Annotated in this window: 14 protein-coding genes; 10 read left to right on the top strand and 4 right to left on the bottom strand. The window is 68.7% G+C overall.

Translation table 11 applies throughout. The features are described 5' to 3' along the window. Positions 1 to 140 precede the first annotated feature (140 nt). On the bottom strand, positions 141 to 2438 hold the full coding sequence (locus AC3DE2_RS19710) for an NADP-dependent malic enzyme (protein WP_295382877.1): 2298 nt from the start codon (positions 2436 to 2438) through the stop codon (positions 141 to 143). Positions 2439 to 2657: 219 nt separating this feature from the next. Between AC3DE2_RS19710 and AC3DE2_RS19705 the strand changes: the two genes are divergently transcribed. The 6 genes from AC3DE2_RS19705 (at position 2658) to AC3DE2_RS19680 (ending at position 9333) form a co-directional block, all read left to right on the top strand. Further along, positions 2658 to 3821 (top strand): OprO/OprP family phosphate-selective porin, encoded by a 1164-nt coding sequence (locus tag AC3DE2_RS19705; RefSeq protein WP_295382878.1) that lies wholly within the window; start codon positions 2658 to 2660, stop codon positions 3819 to 3821. A gap of 129 nt (positions 3822 to 3950) precedes the next feature. Further along, positions 3951 to 5216, top strand: coding sequence for an amino acid deaminase (locus AC3DE2_RS19700; RefSeq protein WP_488427497.1), 1266 nt, complete (start codon positions 3951 to 3953; stop codon positions 5214 to 5216). Between the two features lie 20 nt (positions 5217 to 5236). Then, entirely contained in the window at positions 5237 to 6592 is a 1356-nt protein-coding gene (locus AC3DE2_RS19695) for a GntT/GntP/DsdX family permease (protein ID WP_488427496.1), read from the top strand. A 16-nt stretch (positions 6593 to 6608) separates the two neighbouring features. After that, a complete protein-coding gene (locus tag AC3DE2_RS19690; protein WP_295382882.1) occupies positions 6609 to 7472 on the top strand; it encodes a MurR/RpiR family transcriptional regulator in 864 nt (287 codons plus the stop codon). Continuing rightward, positions 7472 to 8905 carry an N-acyl-D-amino-acid deacylase family protein gene (locus AC3DE2_RS19685; RefSeq protein ID WP_488427495.1) on the top strand — a complete coding sequence of 478 codons (1434 nt, stop codon included), beginning with the start codon at positions 7472 to 7474 and terminating at the stop codon, positions 8903 to 8905. Before AC3DE2_RS19690 ends, AC3DE2_RS19685 begins: the two co-directional genes overlap by 1 nt. A gap of 32 nt (positions 8906 to 8937) precedes the next feature. Next, entirely contained in the window at positions 8938 to 9333 is a 396-nt protein-coding gene (locus AC3DE2_RS19680) for a RidA family protein (RefSeq protein ID WP_295382885.1), read from the top strand. A 3-nt stretch (positions 9334 to 9336) separates the two neighbouring features. On the opposite strand, the gene AC3DE2_RS19675 is transcribed toward AC3DE2_RS19680, so the two are convergent. Beyond that, a complete protein-coding gene (locus AC3DE2_RS19675) occupies positions 9337 to 10593 on the bottom strand; it encodes a flavohemoglobin expression-modulating QEGLA motif protein (RefSeq protein WP_488427494.1) in 1257 nt (418 codons plus the stop codon). A gap of 292 nt (positions 10594 to 10885) precedes the next feature. Continuing rightward, positions 10886 to 12016 (bottom strand): ribosome small subunit-dependent GTPase A, encoded by a 1131-nt coding sequence (gene rsgA, locus AC3DE2_RS19670; RefSeq protein WP_488427493.1) that lies wholly within the window; start codon positions 12014 to 12016, stop codon positions 10886 to 10888. 90 nt (positions 12017 to 12106) lie between these two features. On the opposite strand from rsgA, the gene AC3DE2_RS19665 reads away from it, so the two are divergent. Together AC3DE2_RS19665 and AC3DE2_RS19660 are read left to right on the top strand one after the other, a co-directional pair. Next, positions 12107 to 13384 carry an aminotransferase class I/II-fold pyridoxal phosphate-dependent enzyme gene (locus AC3DE2_RS19665; protein ID WP_488427492.1) on the top strand — a complete coding sequence of 426 codons (1278 nt, stop codon included), beginning with the start codon at positions 12107 to 12109 and terminating at the stop codon, positions 13382 to 13384. Positions 13385 to 13545: 161 nt separating this feature from the next. Next, entirely contained in the window at positions 13546 to 14199 is a 654-nt protein-coding gene (locus tag AC3DE2_RS19660; RefSeq protein WP_295379046.1) for an SGNH/GDSL hydrolase family protein, read from the top strand. Positions 14200 to 14229: 30 nt separating this feature from the next. On the opposite strand, the gene AC3DE2_RS19655 is transcribed toward AC3DE2_RS19660, so the two are convergent. Further along, positions 14230 to 15033: a polysaccharide deacetylase family protein gene (locus AC3DE2_RS19655; RefSeq protein WP_488427491.1), complete on the bottom strand. Its 804-nt coding sequence runs from the start codon at positions 15031 to 15033 to the stop codon at positions 14230 to 14232. Positions 15034 to 15088: 55 nt separating this feature from the next. Between AC3DE2_RS19655 and grxD the strand changes: the two genes are divergently transcribed. After that, on the top strand, positions 15089 to 16018 hold the full coding sequence (grxD, locus tag AC3DE2_RS19650) for a Grx4 family monothiol glutaredoxin (protein ID WP_295379048.1): 930 nt from the start codon (positions 15089 to 15091) through the stop codon (positions 16016 to 16018). 97 nt (positions 16019 to 16115) lie between these two features. Then, the gene (locus tag AC3DE2_RS19645; RefSeq protein WP_488425747.1) at positions 16116 to 16895 is read left to right on the top strand and encodes an IS1595 family transposase; all 780 of its coding nucleotides are present in this window, start codon (positions 16116 to 16118) and stop codon (positions 16893 to 16895) included. Positions 16896 to 16903 lie beyond the last annotated feature (8 nt).

The raw sequence follows: 16903 nt of genomic DNA, 5'->3' as shown, positions 1-16903 counted from the left end.
GGTCAAGGGGGAGGTGAAAGCAGGTCTCCAGGCAATCTCGCGGCTGGGCGGGGTCTCCCTGTACCAGCCCCACCACGACAGTGGCGAAGCATTTCCCGTGCACCGGCCATCCCGCCTGCGCGGGATGGCCGCAAGCCGCATCAGCCCAGGCTGGCCTTTTCCGCTTCCCGCTGGGCGCGGATCTGCGCATCGACCGCGGCGATGGCGGTCATGTTGACCACCCGGCGCGGAGTGGCGCTGGTGGTCAGGATGTGGACCGGCTTGGAGATGCCCATCAGGATGGGGCCGATGGCCACGCCGTCGGTCACCACGCGCACCATGTTGTAGGTGATGTTGGCCGCGTCCAGGTTGGGCAGCACGAACAGGTTGGCGCGGCCGCTCAACGTGCTGCCCGGCATGATGCGCTGGCGCAGCACCTCGTCCCAGGCGGTGTCGCCCTGCATCTCGCCGTCGACGTTGAGGTCCGGTTTGCGCTTGAGCAACAGTTCGCGCACCTGGCGCATCTTGGTCGAACCGCGGGTCTCGTGGCTGCCGAAGTTGGAGTGCGACAGCAGCGCGATGCGCGGCTCGATGCCGAACAGCTTCAACCGGTAGGCCGCCTGCAGGGTGGCCTCGGCAATCTGCTCGGCGGTCGGGTCTTCCTGCACATGGGTGTCCAGGAAGAAGTACGCGCCCTGGTTGTTGATGACGCCGGTCATCGCCGAGGTCGACTGCACGCCCGGGTCCAGCGGAATCACGCTGCGCACGTAGCCCAGCTTCTTGTGGAAGCGGCCGACGATGCCGCTGACCATCGCGTCGGCCTCGCCGCGCGCGACCATCACCGCGGCAATCAGGGTCGGCCGCGAACGCATCAGGTTCTTGGCCGCCGCCGGGGTCACGCCGCGGCGCGCGGTCAGTGCGTGGTAGTACTGCCAATAGTCGTTGAAGCGCGGGTCGTCGTTGATGTTGGTCAGCTCGAAATCCACGCCCGCGCGCATGCGCAGGCCCAGGCGTTCGATGCGCGCGTCGATGACGTCCGGGCGGCCGATGAGGATGGGGAAGGCCAGGCCTTCGTCGATGACCGTCTGCACCGCGCGCAGCACCGTCTCCTCCTCGCCCTCGGCGTAGGCCACGCGCTTGCGGTCGGCGCGCGCGCGGTCGTAGACCGGCTTCATCATCAGGCTGGTGCGATAGACGAACTGGCCCAGCTTCTCGCGGTAGGCCTGCAGGTCGGCCATCGGCCGCAGCGCCACGCCCGACTCCATCGCCGCCCTGGCCACCGCCGGTGCCAGTTCCACCAGCAGGCGCGGGTCGAACGGACGCGGAATCAGGTACTCCGGGCCGAAGCAGGGAATGTCGTCGCCGTAGGCCGCGCCCAGGTCCGACGCCTCGCGCCGGGCCAGGTCGGCGATGGCATGCACGCAGGCCAGCTTCATCGCCTCGTTGATGCCGGTGGCGCCCACGTCCAGCGCGCCGCGGAAGATGTAGGGGAAGCAGACCGCGTTGTTGACCTGGTTCGGGTAGTCCGAACGGCCGGTGGCGATGATGCAGTCCGGGCGGACCTGGCGGGCCAGCTCCGGCAGGATTTCCGGGTTCGGGTTGGCCAGGGCCAGGATGATGGGCCTGTCGGCCATCGTCGCGACCATCTCCGGCTTGAGCACCCCGGCCGCGGACAGGCCCAGGAACAGATCGGCGCCGTCGACGATTTCGGCCAGCGTGCGCTTGTCGGTGTCGCGGGCGTAGCGCGCCTTGTCCGGGTCCAGGTGCGGACGGCCGGTGTAGAGCACCCCGTCGCGGTCCACCGCCAGGATGTTCTCCGGCTTCAGGCCCAGCGCCACCAGCATGTCCAGGCAGGCGATGCCGGCCGCGCCGGCGCCGCTGGTGGCCAGCTTCACGTCCTCAATCTTCTTGCCCACCACTTCCAGCGCGTTGACCACCGCCGCGCCGACGATGATGGCCGTGCCGTGCTGGTCGTCATGGAAGACCGGAATCTTCATCCGCTCGCGCAGCTTGCGCTCGACGATGAAGCACTCCGGCGCCTTGATGTCTTCCAGGTTGATGCCGCCGAAGGTCGGCTCCAGGCTGGCGATGATGTCCACCAGCTTGTCCGGGTCGGTCTCGTCGATTTCAATGTCGAACACGTCGATGCCGGCGAACTTCTGGAACAGCACGCCCTTGCCTTCCATCACCGGCTTGCCGGCCAGCGCGCCGATGTTGCCCAGGCCCAGCACCGCCGTGCCGTTGGAGACCACCGCCACCAGGTTGCCGCGCGCGGTGAACTCGCTGGCGGTGTTGGGATCCTCGACGATGGCTTCACAGGCATACGCCACGCCCGGCGAGTACGCCAGCGCCAGGTCGCGCTGGGTCACCATGGGCTTGGTCGGGGCAACCTTGATCTTGCCGGGGGGCGAAAGGCGGTGGTACTCGAGGGCGGCCTGCTTCAAATCGTCGTTGGACATTACGGGCGGTCTGCGCGATAGCACGAAAGAGGCCCGATTCTACCCCTTGCCGCCGGGCTCTGCCGGCTTTCCGCGGTCGCCGGAGCGCAGTCAAGCGCAACGTGAGTGCTCTCAATCCACCGGCTTCGCCCGCGGGAATCGCGGCGGCCAATCACCGTCCATCGACAGGGAGCAGGCTGTTATCGTCGCCACCTCCATCACGATGCCAAAGGGGCGTGGATGCCATCTTCGAGTCGACGCGTGCCGCCGGTGGCGGTTCTCTCGCTGGCGGCCTGCCTGCTGTCCTCACCGTCTGGCGCCCATGCGGACGACACGGTGACGATCAAGCCCAGTGGCCGCATCCACTACGACTTCGCGCGTTTCGACAACGACGCGCGCGGCACGCCCGAACGCGACGGCGACGATCTGCGCGCGGCCTGGCTGGCGATCGCCGGCCGGTTCCACGGCGTCGACTACAAGCTGGAGGCCGATTTCGCCGGCCACCGTCCGGTCGCGCGCGACGCCTACCTGGCCCGCAGCTTCGGCAACACCACCGTGACCGTCGGCCAGTTCAAGCAGTTCTACACGCTGGACGATCGCGGCAGCTCCAATCACCTGCTCGCGGTCGAACGCAGTTGGCTCGCGCAGGCCCTGGCGCCGTCCTACCGGCTGGGCGTGGGCGTGAACGGCCATCGTGACGGCGTGTTCTGGAGCGGCAGCGTCTACAGCCTGGAGAGCATCGACGTCTGGCAGGCCAAGGGACGCGCGGCCGGCGCGCGCGCGGGCTATGCGCCCTGGCGCGAGGCCGGGCGGGTATTGCATTTCGGCGCCGCGCTGGCGCACGAACGCCACGATCATCCGGGTGCGGACGGCGCACCCGCGCTGCGCGTGCAGCCGCGCGTGGCCGGCTACTTCGGCGACAACAGCCGGTTGTCGCTGGTGGATTTCCGCGGTGGCCGCGACGTCTCGGTGGACAAGTACGGGCTGGAGGCGGCGGGCGTGCACGGGGCCTGGTCGTGGCAGGCCGAAATCGGCGGCGCCCGCTACGACGATGGCCAGCAGCGCGGCCGGATCCGGGCCGGCTACCTGCAGGGCAGTTGGCTGATCACCGGCGAATCGCGCCCCTACGACGCCAAGGCTGGCCGGTTCGTCCAGCTCAAGCCGCAGGGCCGTGGCGGCGCCTGGGAACTGGTGGCCCGGTATGACCGCATCGAAGGACGCCAATGGCGGCTCAACCCTCGCGAGCTGTCGGCCGATGCCTGGACGGTGGGGGTGAACTGGTACGCGCCCCGGCATTTCCGGGTGATGCTGGACTGGACCGACAGCCGCCGCCGTGATGAAGTCGCCGCGCGGACGCTGGATCGCACGGGCGTGCTGGCCGGGCGCGTCCAGTTCGATTTCTGATGGGGTTCCCGACCGCAGCTCAGGTTCCGGATCACGGAACCGCGAGAAAATAATTTTCATAAACCCCTTCCTGTGCTACACAATAGCGGCCCGCGATTTTCCGCGGACCCGCGCAGGGGGAGGCGGTTCGTGCGAGAAAAATACTTTCAGTCCGAAGCGCCGCTCGAAGGCAAGGGCCTGCCTCCGGGGGGCCCGTGGACACCGGCGCAGGTCGCCGTCCAGGGGTGGTCGATTCCCGGCGAGCAGGTCAGCCTGCCGGTCGCGGTGTTGAGCGAATCGGCGTTGCGGCACAACCTCGCCTGGATGCGCGAATTCACCGAGGCCTACGGCTGCCGGCTGGCGCCGCATGGCAAGACCACCATGAGCCCCGCGCTGTTCCGCATGCAACTGGATGACGGGGCCTGGGGCATCACCCTGGCCACCGCGCCGCAGACCCGGGCCGCGCACGCGCACGGCGTGCGCAGGGTGCTGCTGGCCAACCAGCTGGTCGGCAAAGGCAACTTCGATCTGATCGCGGATCTGCAGGCGCGGGATCCGGAGTTCTGGTTCGCGTGCGTGGTGGATTCGGTCGACAACGTCGCCGCGCTGGGCCGCCACTTCGGCGCGCGCGGCCAGCGCATCCGGGTCCTGCTGGAAGTCGGCGCCGAAGGCGGACGCACCGGTGTCCGCGACGACGCGCAGGCGCGCGCGGTACTGGAGGAAATCACCCGCTGGCCCGATGCGATCGCGCTGGTGGGCGTGGAAGTCTACGAAGGCGTGATCAAGGACGAAGCCGGCGTGCGCGCGCTGCTGCGGCGCACCCTGGCGCAGTGGCAGGCCATCGACGCGGCCGGCGGTTTCGCCGAAACGCCTGCGCTGCTGTCCGGCGCCGGCTCGGCTTGGTTCGACGTGGTCGCGGAGGAATTCGCCGCGCCCGCCGCGGACGCGCGTGCCGAAGTGGTGCTGCGTCCGGGCTGCTACCTGACCCACGACGTGGGCATCTATCGCGAGGCCGCCGAGCGCATCCATGCCGCCAACCCGGTGGCGCAGCGGATGGGCCGCGGATTGCGGCCCGCATTGCGCCTGTGGGCCTGCGTGCAGTCGTGTCCGGAGCCGGGACGCGCCATCATCGGCCTGGGCAAGCGCGACGCCGCGTTCGACGCCGGTTTCCCGCTGCCGGCGCTGCATCACCGTCCCGGCACGCCGGCACCGGTCGACGCGCCCGCGCATTGGCGCGTGGTCGCGATGATGGACCAGCATGCCTTCCTGCAGTTCGAGGCGGCGGACGATCTGAAGGTGGGCGATCTGCTGTGCTTCGACATTTCCCATCCCTGCCTGACTTTCGACAAATGGCGCCACCTGCTGGTGGTCGATGACGCGCATCGCGTCATCGGTGCCGTCGAAACCCTTTTCTGACCGGCCGGGCCAGCGCACGCATGACGCCAGGAAACCTGTTGCTGCTGTACGCCACGTTGTCGATCATCGCCCTGGTGGTGTTGATCGCGCGCTACCGCCTCAATCCCTTCATCTCGATCACCGTGGTCTCGCTCGGCCTGGCGCTGCTGGCGGGAATGCCGGCGCCGGAGATCGTGCCGGCCTACGAACAGGGCGTCGGCAAGACCCTGGGCCACATCGCGCTGATCGTCGCGCTCGGCACCATGCTGGGCAAGCTGATGGCCGAATCCGGCGGCGCCGAGCGCATCGCGCGCACGCTGATCCGGCGTTTCGGCACCGGCCGCGTGCACTGGGCGATGATGCTGATCGCGTTCTGCATCGGCCTGCCGATCTTCTTCGAGGTCGGTTTCGTCCTGTTGATCCCGATCGTGCTCAACGTCGCGCGCCGCACCGGCGTGCCGCTGCTGCTGGTCGGGCTGCCGATGGTCGCCGGCCTGTCGGTGGTGCACGGGCTGGTGCCACCGCACCCGGCCGCGATGCTGGCCGTGCACGAGTACCAGGCCGATGTCGGGCGCACCCTGTTCTACGCCTTGATCGTCGGCCTGCCGACCGCCGCGCTGGCCGGTCCGCTGTTCGCCAGGCTGGTGTCCCGGCAAGTGCGGCTGGACGGGCCCAATCCGATGGAAGCGGCGCTGCTCAACCAGGGCCAGGCCCACCTGCCCGACGAGGCGCTGCCCGGGTTCGGCATCACCCTGGCCACGCTGCTGCTGCCGGTCGGGCTGATGTTGCTGGGCGGCTGGGCGGACGAACTCGCCGCGCCCGGCACCGTCGCCAACGACGTGCTGCGTTTCATCGGCCACTCGGTGGTGGCGCTGTTGCTGGCGACCCTGCTCAGCTTCGTCACCCTCGGTCTGATGCGCGGCTTCAGCCGCGAGCAGATCCTGAAGTTCTCGCAGGAATGCCTGGCGCCCACCGCCGCCATCACCCTGCTGGTCGGTGCCGGCGGCGGCCTCAACGGCATTCTGGTCAAGACCGGCGTGGCCCAGGAAATCACCCGCCTGTCGCACGAGTTCCAGCTGTCGCCGCTGCTGATGGGCTGGACGGTGGCGGCGCTGATGCGGGTGGCGACCGGCTCGGCCACGGTGGCGATGAGCACCGCCGCCGGCATCGTCGCGCCGGTCGCGCTGGCCGCCGGCTATCCGCACCCGGAACTGCTGGTGCTGGCCACCGGCGCCGGCTCGCTGGTGCTGTCGCACGTCAACGACGGCGGCTTCTGGCTGGTCAAGGAATACTTCAACATGAGCGTGGCCCAGACCTTCAAGACCTGGACCGTGCTGGAAACCCTCATCTCGGTGACCGCACTGCTGCTGGTGCTGGGCATCGCCGCGCTGCACTGACCGGCCGGAGGCCGCCATGTACGACATCGTCTACCACCTCAAGCAGCGCCTGCACGAGCTGAGCCCGGTCGAGCGGCGGATCGCCGACACCATCCTGGCCGACATCGACGGCGCCGCGCAGTCGGGCATCTCCGAGCTGGCCGAACAGGCCGGGGTCAGCGTGGCGGCGATCTCGCGTTTCGCCAAGGCGCTGGACTGCGACAACGTGCGCGAGCTGCGCGCCCGGCTGGCCGAGGCCAGCGCGGTCGGCAAGCGCTTCCTCGACGATCAGGACACGCCCCCCAGTTCCGCGCTGTACGCGCAGATCTGCGCCGACATCGAGAGCTGCCTGCGCCGCAACGTCGGCGGCCTGCAGGAACAGGTGGTGCAGTCGCTGGCCGAGGCGCTCGCCTCGGCGCGGATGATCTACGTGTTCGGCATGGGCGGCTGCTCGACCGTGTTCGGCCTGGAACTGCAGAACCGGCTGGTCCGCTTCGGCCGGCCGATCGCCGCCTACAGCGATGCGATCTCGCTGAAGGTGGTCGCCGCCACCCTGACCCCGCAGGACGTGGTGGTGGCGCTGTCGGTCAGCGGCATCACCCCGGAAATCCTGTCGGCGGTGGACATCGCGCGCGGCTACGGCGCGAAGGTCGGCGCGATCACCCGCGCCGACACCGCGCTCGCCGAGCGCGCCGACTGGCTGCTGCCGATCGTCATCGACGAGACCGACTTCGTGTTCAAGCCGTCGGCGTCGCGCTACGCGATGATGCTGGCGGTGGACGTGCTGGCGACCACGCTGGCGCTGCACATCGCCGACGACAGCCGCGAGCGCCTGCGCCGGATCAAGTTCGCGCTGGACAACTACCGCGGCGGCGAGAACCGCCTGCCGCTGGGGGATTGATGCGTTACGACCTGTTGATCCGCGACGCGTTGCTGCTGGATGGCAGCGGCGCTTCCGGCACGCGCGGCGACCTCGGCGTCATCGATGGCCGGATCGCGGCGCTGGGCAAGCTGGCGGGCGAGGCGGACACCGTCATCGAAGCCGGCGGGCGCGCGTTGAGCCCCGGCTTCATCGACGTGCATACCCATGACGATCTGGAAGTCATCCGCAATCCGGCCATGCCCAGCAAGCTGTCGCAGGGCGTGACCACGGTCGTGGTCGGCAACTGCGGCATCAGCGCCAGTCCGGTGCGCGCCGCCGATGCGGTGCCCGATCCGATGAACCTGCTGGGCGAACCGGAGGAATTCCGCTACCCGCGCTTCGCCGACTACCGGCACGCGGTGGAAGCCGCGCATCCCGCGCTCAACGTGGCCGCGCTGATCGGCCACACCGCTTTGCGCCAGAACCACATGGATCGGCTGGATCGCGCCGCCAGCGAGGCCGAACTGCTGGCGATGCGCGCGCAGCTGCGCGAGAGCATCGCCGAGGGCGCGCTCGGCCTGAGCACCGGCCTGGCCTACGCGTCGGCGTTCGCCGCGCCCGAACACGAAGTGCTGGAACTGACCCGCGACCTGCCCGCCGATCGCCTGTACGCCACCCACCTGCGCGACGAGTTCGCCGGCATCGTGCCGGCGCTGGACGAGGCGCACGCGGTCGGGCGCCATAGCGGCGCGCCGGTGCGCGTTTCGCACCTGAAATGCGCCGGCATCGACAATTGGGGGCGCAGCCGCGAAGTGCTGGCGTGGCTGGACGGCGCCGCCGGCGAACACGACATCGCCTGTGATTGCTATCCCTACGCCGCCAGCGCCTCCACGCTGGATCTGAAGCAGGTCACCGACGCCTACGACATCCTGATCACCTGGTCCGAACCGCATCCCGGACAAGGCGGCCGGATGCTGGCGGCCATCGCGGCGGACTGGAACCTGCCGTTGATGGAGACGGCCAGCCGCCTGCAACCGGCCGGCGCGGTGTACTTCTGCATGGACGAGGAGGACGTGCGCCGGTTCCTGCGCCATCCGCTGACCATGATCGGATCCGACGGCCTGCCACGGGACCCGCGGCCGCACCCGCGCCTGTGGGGTACCTTCCCGCGCGTGCTCGGCCACTATGTCCGCGAAGAAGGGCTGTTCCCGCTGCACGAGGCCGTTTACAAGATGACCGGCCTGCCCGGCAGCCGCTTCGCCCTGCCCGGCCGCGGCCTGCTGCGCGAAGGCTGGCATGCCGATCTGGTGCTGTTCGATCCGGCGCGCGTGCGCGACACCGCCGACTACCACGAGCCGGTGCGCGCCGCCGAGGGCATCGACGCGGTCTGGGTCAACGGCGTGCTCGCCTATGACGGCAAGGCCGTCACCGACGCGCGTGGCGGCCGTTTCCTGGCGCCAGCGGCCCGGTAAACGCATTCCATTGGACACGAGAGGTTGATTTCATGAGCGACATCAAGCGCTATGGCGCCGAAGGCGGCGTCGGCCAGGGCCGGCAGCACATGCCGTTCTCGCGCGCGGTCGAGGCCGATGGCTGGCTGTTCGTTTCCGGCCAGGTGCCGATGCGCGACGGCGAACTGATCGGCGGCACCGTCACCGAGCAGTCGCACGTGGCGATCGGCAACGTACTGGCGATCCTGGCCGAGGCCGGCTATGGCCCCGAGCACGTGGTCCGCTGCGGCGTATGGCTGGACGACGCGCGCGACTTCGCCGCCTTCAACCAGGTGTTCCGGCACTACTTCGGCGAGCACCCGCCGGCGCGCGCCTGCGTGGAGAACCGGATGGTGGTGGACTGCAAGGTCGAGGTCGACTGCGTGGCCTACAAGCGCCCCGCCCGCTGATTCTCAGATTGGATTGTCGGTCAGCTGATCCATGCGGATGCGGTTGGCGAACAGCGAGAACGCCAGCGTGCCGGCCAAGCCGTTGGCGCGGCTGACCCAGGTCGGCAGCCAGCGCGGCGGCGCCAGCACGCCGGCGTCGAACAGCGGTTCGAACAGATCCACATCCCCCAGCGTCATCTTGCCGGCGAACAGGCGCCGGCACAGCTGCAGCCGGTCCCGTTGCAGCGAATGGCGGAAAAAGGTGTGGACGGCGATCAGCCCGCGCAGGTAGACCGTGTCCTTGGTGAACGCCGCGCCGCCGCCGGTGGGCACGCCGCGGAACACGCGCTGCGCGGAGGCGAAGCTCTCGGTCGGATTCTGGCCGGCCGCGCAGAAATAGCGGTATACCTCGATGAAGTCCGCGCCCGCCAGGGTCATCGCGATCGCCTCGATGCGCAGGCTGATCCGCTTCATCCGCTCGATGTCGATGCTGCCGGTGATCTGCTCGGCGAAAGTCGCCAATCCTTCCTGGGTCTCGGTGATGCGCGGCGACGACAACGCCAGGCTGGGGAACAGCGGCTGTTCGCGGCCGTTGAGCGCGGTCAGCGAGTGCACCAGCGCCTCGTGCTGGAGCAGTTGCCGGCGGTCGTAGTCGCTGAAGGCCGCGCCGTGGCGCAGGCGGATGCGGGTGGCGCCGGCGGCCGCCTTGGCGATCAGATCCGGATCCAGCTCCACGGTGATCACGCGCGCATCGAAGAAGTCGTCGAGGTCGCCCTGCAACTGGAGCTGCAGGGCGGTGGCCGAGACCGGAATCTGTTCTTCGGGCGCCAGCAGTTCGCGATCCAGATCCTGGGCGATGGCGATGAAGTGGCGAGCGGCGTCGCGGGTGGTCGGTCCGTTGCCGGGCAAGGGCGCTTCGGGCGTGCCGAACAGGGTGATCGAATGCGTGGTCACCGCTGGCGTCCCCAGGCATTCCAGCAACCGCGCCGCGGTCGACCAGCTGTCCACCGACTCGCGCAGGTAGCGGCCCAACGGATGCGCGATATCGGCGGCCTGCGCGATCGCCTCCAGTTCACGGCGCGCCTCGCTGAAATCCAGCTTCGGGTATTCCACCTTCGGCAGGCGCGGATTGCCGCGCTCCACGCCTTCCAGGAAGGGCGCCTGCAGGGCGGCCGGCCAGCTGGCCAGGCTCAGCAGCTTGATGCCGCGCACCGCCTTGACCAGGCGCGCATCCAGCGCGGCGTGATGGGTGATATCGGAAGACAGGTTCATCGTGTCCATGCCGATGCCCCGCGCGTAGTTCCCGCGCATGCCTCTGTAGGAGCGACGTCAGTCGCGAAGGCGATCAGGGTAGACGTCTCCAAGGTTCCCACCCGGAGCTCGCGACTCACGTCGCTCCCACCAGTGGAAGCTGGTATGCGGGGCGGTCTGCCCGGCAGGCAGGAATGCCGCTGCGCCATGTTCTTTCCTGCAGGAGCGACGTCAGTCGCGAGCTCCGGGCGGACGTTCCGAACGTGTCCGCCTGGGTCGTGTTCGCGACTGACGTCGCTCCTACGGGAGAGATGATCCTGCATCAATGCCGTCCGTATTTCTCGTCCAGGCGCTTGTTCAGCGCCTTGCCCTGCACGCGGGCCTCGGCCTTCTGCGTCAGCCGTGTCGCCAGCTTGCCAGCGGCGCTGGCCACTTCGTCACGCAGCTTGAGGTAGTTGAGGAAGCGCTCCTCGTCCAGCTCGCCGCGTTCGATCGCCGCGCGCACCGCACAGCCCGGTTCGCGCTGGTGCGAGCAGTCACGGAAACGGCATTGTTCGGCCAGCGCCTCGATGTCGGCGAAGCCGCCTTCGACCAGATCCTCCTCGCCGGTCGGCTTGAGCTCGCGCATGCCGGGGGTATCGATCAGGCAGGCACCGGAGGCGAGCGGTATCAGCGCGCGATGGGTGGTGGTATGGCGACCGCGCGAGTCGCTCTCGCGCACCTCGCCGGTCTTCATCCGGTCGTCGCCCAGCAGGGTGTTGGTGAGGGTGGACTTGCCCGCGCCGGACGAACCGACCAGCACCACCGTGCGCCCCGGCTGCAGCCAGGGCGTCAACACCGCCACGCTGTCGGCGTCCTTGGCGTTGAGCGCGAACACCGGCACGTCCTGGGCGGTCACGTCGGCCAAGGCCTCGATGGCATCGCTGGCGAGCTCGTGCCGATCGGCCTTGGTCAGCACCACCACCGGCTGCGCGCCGCCGCTGCCGACCAGCAGCAGGTAGCGCTCGATCCGGCGTGGATTGAAGTCCGCATCCAGGCCCGAGACGATGAACACCGTGTCCACGTTGGCGGCGATGACCTGCTGCTGGTAATGCTCGCCCGCGGCGCCGCGCTTGATACCGGTGTGACGCGGCAGCAGGGCGACAATGCGCTTCCTGCCTTCCAGCAGCACCCAATCCCCGACCGCCGGGCGCTCGTGGGCCGGCGAGCCGGCCTTGCGGAACCCGGGCCGCCGCTGCCACTCCGGCAGGGACTCGGCCTTGATGGCAGCGTCCGGACCGTCGGCGACCACATAGCCCGAACGGTGCTGCTCGGTGACCCGTGCCGGCCGCGCGGCCGGATGGGCCGCCAGCAGGGCGGCCCAGGCCGAATCATCCGGCGCCCCCGGCCAGGGCCAGCCGATGACGCGCAAGGGGGCGAAGTCGAGGGGCGGATGTACGGAATTTGCGGGCATGGCGGGATTCTAGACGCCTGTTAAACCGGGCGGCGCTCGGCTGCATAAATTTCCGTTAAGCTGGCCGTCCAACTCCCCGAAACCATTGCCATGTCTGCCCCGCCCCCCTTCCAGCTGCCCGTGCGCGAGCGCCTCTCCGAAGTCCGTTACGAAATTCGTGGCGAGCTGGCCCGGCGAGCCCGCGAGCTGGAGGCCCAGGGGCGCAAGCTGATCAAGCTGAACATCGGCAACCCCGGCGCCTTCGGTTTCCGCGCGCCCGCGCATCTGCAGAAATCGATCGTCGGCGACATCGACCATACCGATCCCTACACCCACCAGCAGGGCCTGCCGGCCGCGCGCGAGGCCGTCGCCGCCGCCTACACCCGCCGTGGCACCCCGCACGCCAGCGCCGACCGCGTGTTCATGGGCAACGGCGTCAGCGAACTGATCGACGTTTCGCTGCGCGCGCTGCTCAATCCCGGCGACGAAGTGCTGGTGCCCTCGCCCGACTATCCGCTGTGGTCGGCCGCCACCATCCTCAACGACGGCCGTCCGGTCTATTACCGCTGCACGCCGGAGAACGACTTCCTGCCGGATCCCGGCGAGATCGAACAGCTGATCTCCTCGCGCACCCGCGCGATCGTGCTGATCAACCCGAACAATCCGACCGGCGCGATCTATCCGCGCGAACTGCTGGAGCGGATCGTCGCCATCGCCGCCAAGCACAGGCTGCTGCTGATGGTCGACGAGATCTACGACCAGGTGCTGTACGACGGCGCGCGCTTCGAGCCGGTCGCGCCGTTGGCCGGCGATCATCCCTGCATCACCTTCAGCGGCCTGAGCAAGGTGCACCGCGCCTGCGGCTGGCGGGTGGGCTGGGCGGTCGTGTCCGGCAGCACCGAGCGGGTGCGCGAGTACCTGCAGGCGATGGATCTGCTGAGCGCGCTGCGCCTGTGCGCCAACGTGCCCGGCCAGTACGCGGTGGAAGCCGCGGTCAACGGCCCGGACACCATCACCGAACTGTGTTCGCCGGGTGGACGCCTGTACGAAACCCGCCGCGCGATCATCGAGGCCTGCGAGGCCAGCGAGCATCTGGAACTGGTGCGCCCGGACGCCGCGCTGTATGCGTTCCCGGCGGTGGTCGGGGATGCCGCCAGGGGTTTCGACGACCACGCTTTCGCCCTGGATCTGCTGGAAACCGAAGGCGTGCTGGTGGTGCCGGGTTCAAGCTTCAACGTGCCCTACCGCAACCATTTCCGGGTGACCTTCCTGCCCGAGGCGGCGATGATGCGCGAAGTGTTCACCCGCATCGGCCGTGCCCTGGATCGCCGCGCCGAGGCCGCCACCAAGGTGGTGCCGCTCAAGGGACGCCGCCCCGCGGCGGCCTGATCCGGAGCGCCCATGGTTTCATCGCCTCTCGCGGCGATGAAACCACCGGTACCCCGCTGCGCTCCTGTAGGAGCGACGTGAGTGGCGACGCCTTCGCGCGTCCAAGTCCCGGGTTGGCCGCCGGTCTTTGAACCCGCTGCCAACCGGCGCAGAATGCGCGCATGACCACCATCGCCGCTCCGCACACCACCGCCCTGCTGCCCGAGTTGAGCTATCTGGCGCTGGGCGATTCCTACACCATCGGCGAAAGCGTGCCCGAATCCGGGCGCTGGCCGGTGCAGCTCGCGCGGGCGTTGCGCAACGAGGGCGTTCCGCTGGCGGATCCGCGCATCATCGCCACCACCGGCTGGACCACCGACGAGCTGGACACGGCCATCACCGCGCAAGAGCCGCTGGGCGCGCATGACTTCGTGAGCCTGTTGATTGGCGTCAACAACCAGTATCGCGGGCGCGAGGTGGACGAATACCGCGTGCAGTTCGCGGCGCTGCTGTGGCGCGCGATCGGTTTCGCCGGCAATCGGCCGGAACGGGTGCTGGTGCTGTCGATCCCCGACTGGGGCGTCACCCCCTTTGCCGTCAAGGAAGGCCGCGACACCGCCCGCATCGCCCGCGAACTGGATGCCCACAACGAGGCCGCGCGGCAGGCCTGCGCGCAGCGCGGCGTGGCCTTCGTCGACATCACCGCGATCAGCAGGGCGCGCGGCGCGGAGACCCTCATGCTGGCCGACGACGGCCTGCATCCGTCCACGGCGATGTATGCCGAATGGACCCGGCTGGCATTGCCGGTCGCGCATCGCCTGCTCGCCCACGCCTGACGCCCCGGCGCGGCGCCGGCAAGCCCGGCGCTACATCGGCTGCGGCGGATCCGGAGGGCAGGATGGCAGCACGGTGGCGTAGCCCTGTTCGTCCAGCCAGGCGAGCAGTTTTGCGAGAATCTCGACGTTGTGCCCATGCGTGGCGCCTTCGTGCAGCAGCACGATCGCGCCCGGCCCGATGTCGCGGCGCAGGCGGGCCAGCACCTGGTCGGGCTCGCAGTCCACACCGTCGAAACCGCGCGCGCTCCAGGCCACCCGCGCCAGCCGATGGCGTTTGAGCGACAGGCCGACGAAGGGATTGGTCATCCCCACCACCGAGCGGAACCAGCGCGGCGTCTGTCCGGAAACCACCGTCAACAGCGACTGGTTGCGGCCGATTTCATCTTCCATCGCGACCGGGCCGAGCCGCCAGAAACGGGTGTCCGGATGGCTGGCACTGTGGTTGCCGATACCGTGCCCGCGACGCAGGATTTCCTGCACCCGCTCCGGCTGGGCGAGCGCGCGTTCGCCGACCAGGAAGAAGGTCGCGCGCGCGCCGTGGCGCTCGAGCAGTTCCAGCATCGGTCCGGTATCGGTGGAGGGGCCGTCGTCGATGGTCAGCCAGACTTCGCGTCGCGCCGTCGGCAGGCGCGACAGCGCCGGACACAGCAGGGTTGCCCGCGGGTACAACGTCGCCCACACCACGGTCAGATGGGTCAGCAGCATCGCCGGCAGGCCAATCCGCCACCCCCAGCGCCACCACAGCGCGACCACCGCCACTTGCGACAGCGCCAACAGGCCCAATATCCATCCGGGCCGACGCGGGACGCGATGCAGTGTTCTTGCGCGGGTCATGCCCCATGATGCCACGGGGCGTAGAATTCCCATTCCGTCTTCCGGTAAACCGTCCATGTCCCTCGACCCCGCCCTGCGCACCCGTATCGAATCCCTCCTGCAGTCCAACCGCGTGGTGCTGTTCATGAAGGGCCAGCCCAACATGCCGCAGTGCGGTTTTTCGGCCAAGGCGGTCGGCGCGCTCGGCGCGCTGGGGGTGGACTACGCGCACGTCAACGTGCTGGCCGACCAGGAAATCCGCGAAGGCATCAAGGCCTATGGCGACTGGCCGACCATCCCGCAGCTGTACATCGACGGTGAACTGGTCGGCGGCAGCGACATCATCGAGCAGATGACCAATTCCGGCGAACTGGCCAGCCTGCTGGGCCTGGACGCGCCGGATCGCACCCCGCCCGCGATCACCATCACCCCGGCCGCCGCCGAGATGCTGAAGAACGCGGTCGCCGACGCCGGTCCGGGCGCCACCCTGGCGCTGTCGATCAACGCCCAGTTCCAGCCCAACTTCCAGCTGGCGCAGTTCGACGCCAACGCCATCGCCGCCGAATCCAGCGGCGTGCGCGTGCAGTTCGACCTGGGCAGCGCGCGCCGCGCCGACGGCATCACCATCGACTGGGTAGACGACATCCGCGGCAAGGGCCTGGCGATCGACAACCCGAACGCGCCCAAGCCGGTCCAGGCGTTGTCGCCGATGGAGGCCGACGCCAAGGTCCGCGCCGGGGAGGTGCTGCTGGTGGATGTGCGTCCGGCCGACGAGCGCGCCATCGCCGCGGTCGCGGTGCCGTTCAAGACCTTCGACGGCAATGGCCGTGCCGATCTGGAAGCCCTGCCGAAGGACACCGCGCTGGCGTTCCTGTGCCGCAGCGGCGGCCGCAGCCAGCAGGCGGCCGAGGAATTCCTCGCCCGTGGCTTCACCCGCGTCTACAACGTCACCGGCGGCATCAACGCCTGGGCCGACGAAGTCGATGGCACGATCAGCAAATACTGATCCGCTCCACCATCGAAACGGAAACGGCGCCTCAAGGCGCCGTTTCTTTTTTTGGTAATTCCCAAGCAAACCGGACCAAATCTGAGAGGATTTGGTCATGAAGCAATGTCCTGCTTGCGCTGGTAGCCGGCACTACAGCCTGTCGGATGGACGACTCAAGTGCCGCGCCTGCGGCAAGCGCTTCACGTGGACGTCAGTGTGGGATTCGGTGCGCTTGCCGGGCGCCAGCAAACAGCGCCTGCTGGAGTTGTTCGTCCTCGGGGTGCCGTCCTATCGGCAACGTTTCCGCAGTGATACCACGGCCGCCACACGTGAGCGGTTCTACCGCCTGGCGCGCGCGTGCTGCGCAATGGCCGAGCAACTGCGGGAACCATTCGAGGGTGCACTGGAACTGGACGAAACCACGTTTGGCGGCGCCAGGAAGGGCAAACGCGGCTGGGGTTCTGCTGGCAAGGTGATCGTCTTCGGACTGATCAAGCGCAACGGCCAGGTCAAGGCGATGCCGATCGCCGCTCATGACCAGGCTTCGGTCATGCAACAGATCGATGCGCACAGTCGGGAAGGCTCGCTGTACTACACGGACGAGTGGCAAGCCTATGCCACCTTACGCTTGCGGGGCGAGCATGTGATGATCCGCAAGGAGAAGGGGCGACCGGTCGGACGTGACCACATCAACGGCATCGAGGGCTTCTGGAGCTATGCCAAGAACTGGTTGTATCCCTACCGGGGCGTGCCCTCCCAATACTTCCATCTGTACCTGGCCGAAGTTTGCTACCGCTTCAACCATCGCGAGCGGGACCTTAAACCCTTGCTTTTCAGGCTTTTGAAGACCACTTCAATCCAGGAACTACGGCCCATTCTGGTCCGGAAAGCTTAGGAATTACC

The organism is Pseudoxanthomonas sp. 68-E7 (genome assembly GCF_057773145.1).
The sequence above is the reverse complement of the archived record's forward strand: the minus strand, read 5'-3'. Positions and strand labels throughout refer to the sequence as shown.

Coding starts and splice junctions, on each gene's coding strand:
- AC3DE2_RS19710 (WP_295382877.1), bottom strand. CDS start 2,438: ATGTCCAACGACGATTTGAAGCAGGCCGCCCTCGAGTACCACCGCCTT.
- AC3DE2_RS19705 (WP_295382878.1), top strand. CDS start 2,658: ATGCCATCTTCGAGTCGACGCGTGCCGCCGGTGGCGGTTCTCTCGCTG.
- AC3DE2_RS19695 (WP_488427496.1), top strand. CDS start 5,237: ATGACGCCAGGAAACCTGTTGCTGCTGTACGCCACGTTGTCGATCATC.
- AC3DE2_RS19690 (WP_295382882.1), top strand. CDS start 6,609: ATGTACGACATCGTCTACCACCTCAAGCAGCGCCTGCACGAGCTGAGC.
- AC3DE2_RS19685 (WP_488427495.1), top strand. CDS start 7,472: ATGCGTTACGACCTGTTGATCCGCGACGCGTTGCTGCTGGATGGCAGC.
- AC3DE2_RS19680 (WP_295382885.1), top strand. CDS start 8,938: ATGAGCGACATCAAGCGCTATGGCGCCGAAGGCGGCGTCGGCCAGGGC.
- AC3DE2_RS19675 (WP_488427494.1), bottom strand. CDS start 10,593: ATGGACACGATGAACCTGTCTTCCGATATCACCCATCACGCCGCGCTG.
- rsgA (WP_488427493.1), bottom strand. CDS start 12,016: ATGCCCGCAAATTCCGTACATCCGCCCCTCGACTTCGCCCCCTTGCGC.
- AC3DE2_RS19665 (WP_488427492.1), top strand. CDS start 12,107: ATGTCTGCCCCGCCCCCCTTCCAGCTGCCCGTGCGCGAGCGCCTCTCC.
- AC3DE2_RS19660 (WP_295379046.1), top strand. CDS start 13,546: ATGACCACCATCGCCGCTCCGCACACCACCGCCCTGCTGCCCGAGTTG.
- AC3DE2_RS19655 (WP_488427491.1), bottom strand. CDS start 15,033: ATGACCCGCGCAAGAACACTGCATCGCGTCCCGCGTCGGCCCGGATGG.
- grxD (WP_295379048.1), top strand. CDS start 15,089: ATGTCCCTCGACCCCGCCCTGCGCACCCGTATCGAATCCCTCCTGCAG.
- AC3DE2_RS19645 (WP_488425747.1), top strand. CDS start 16,116: ATGAAGCAATGTCCTGCTTGCGCTGGTAGCCGGCACTACAGCCTGTCG.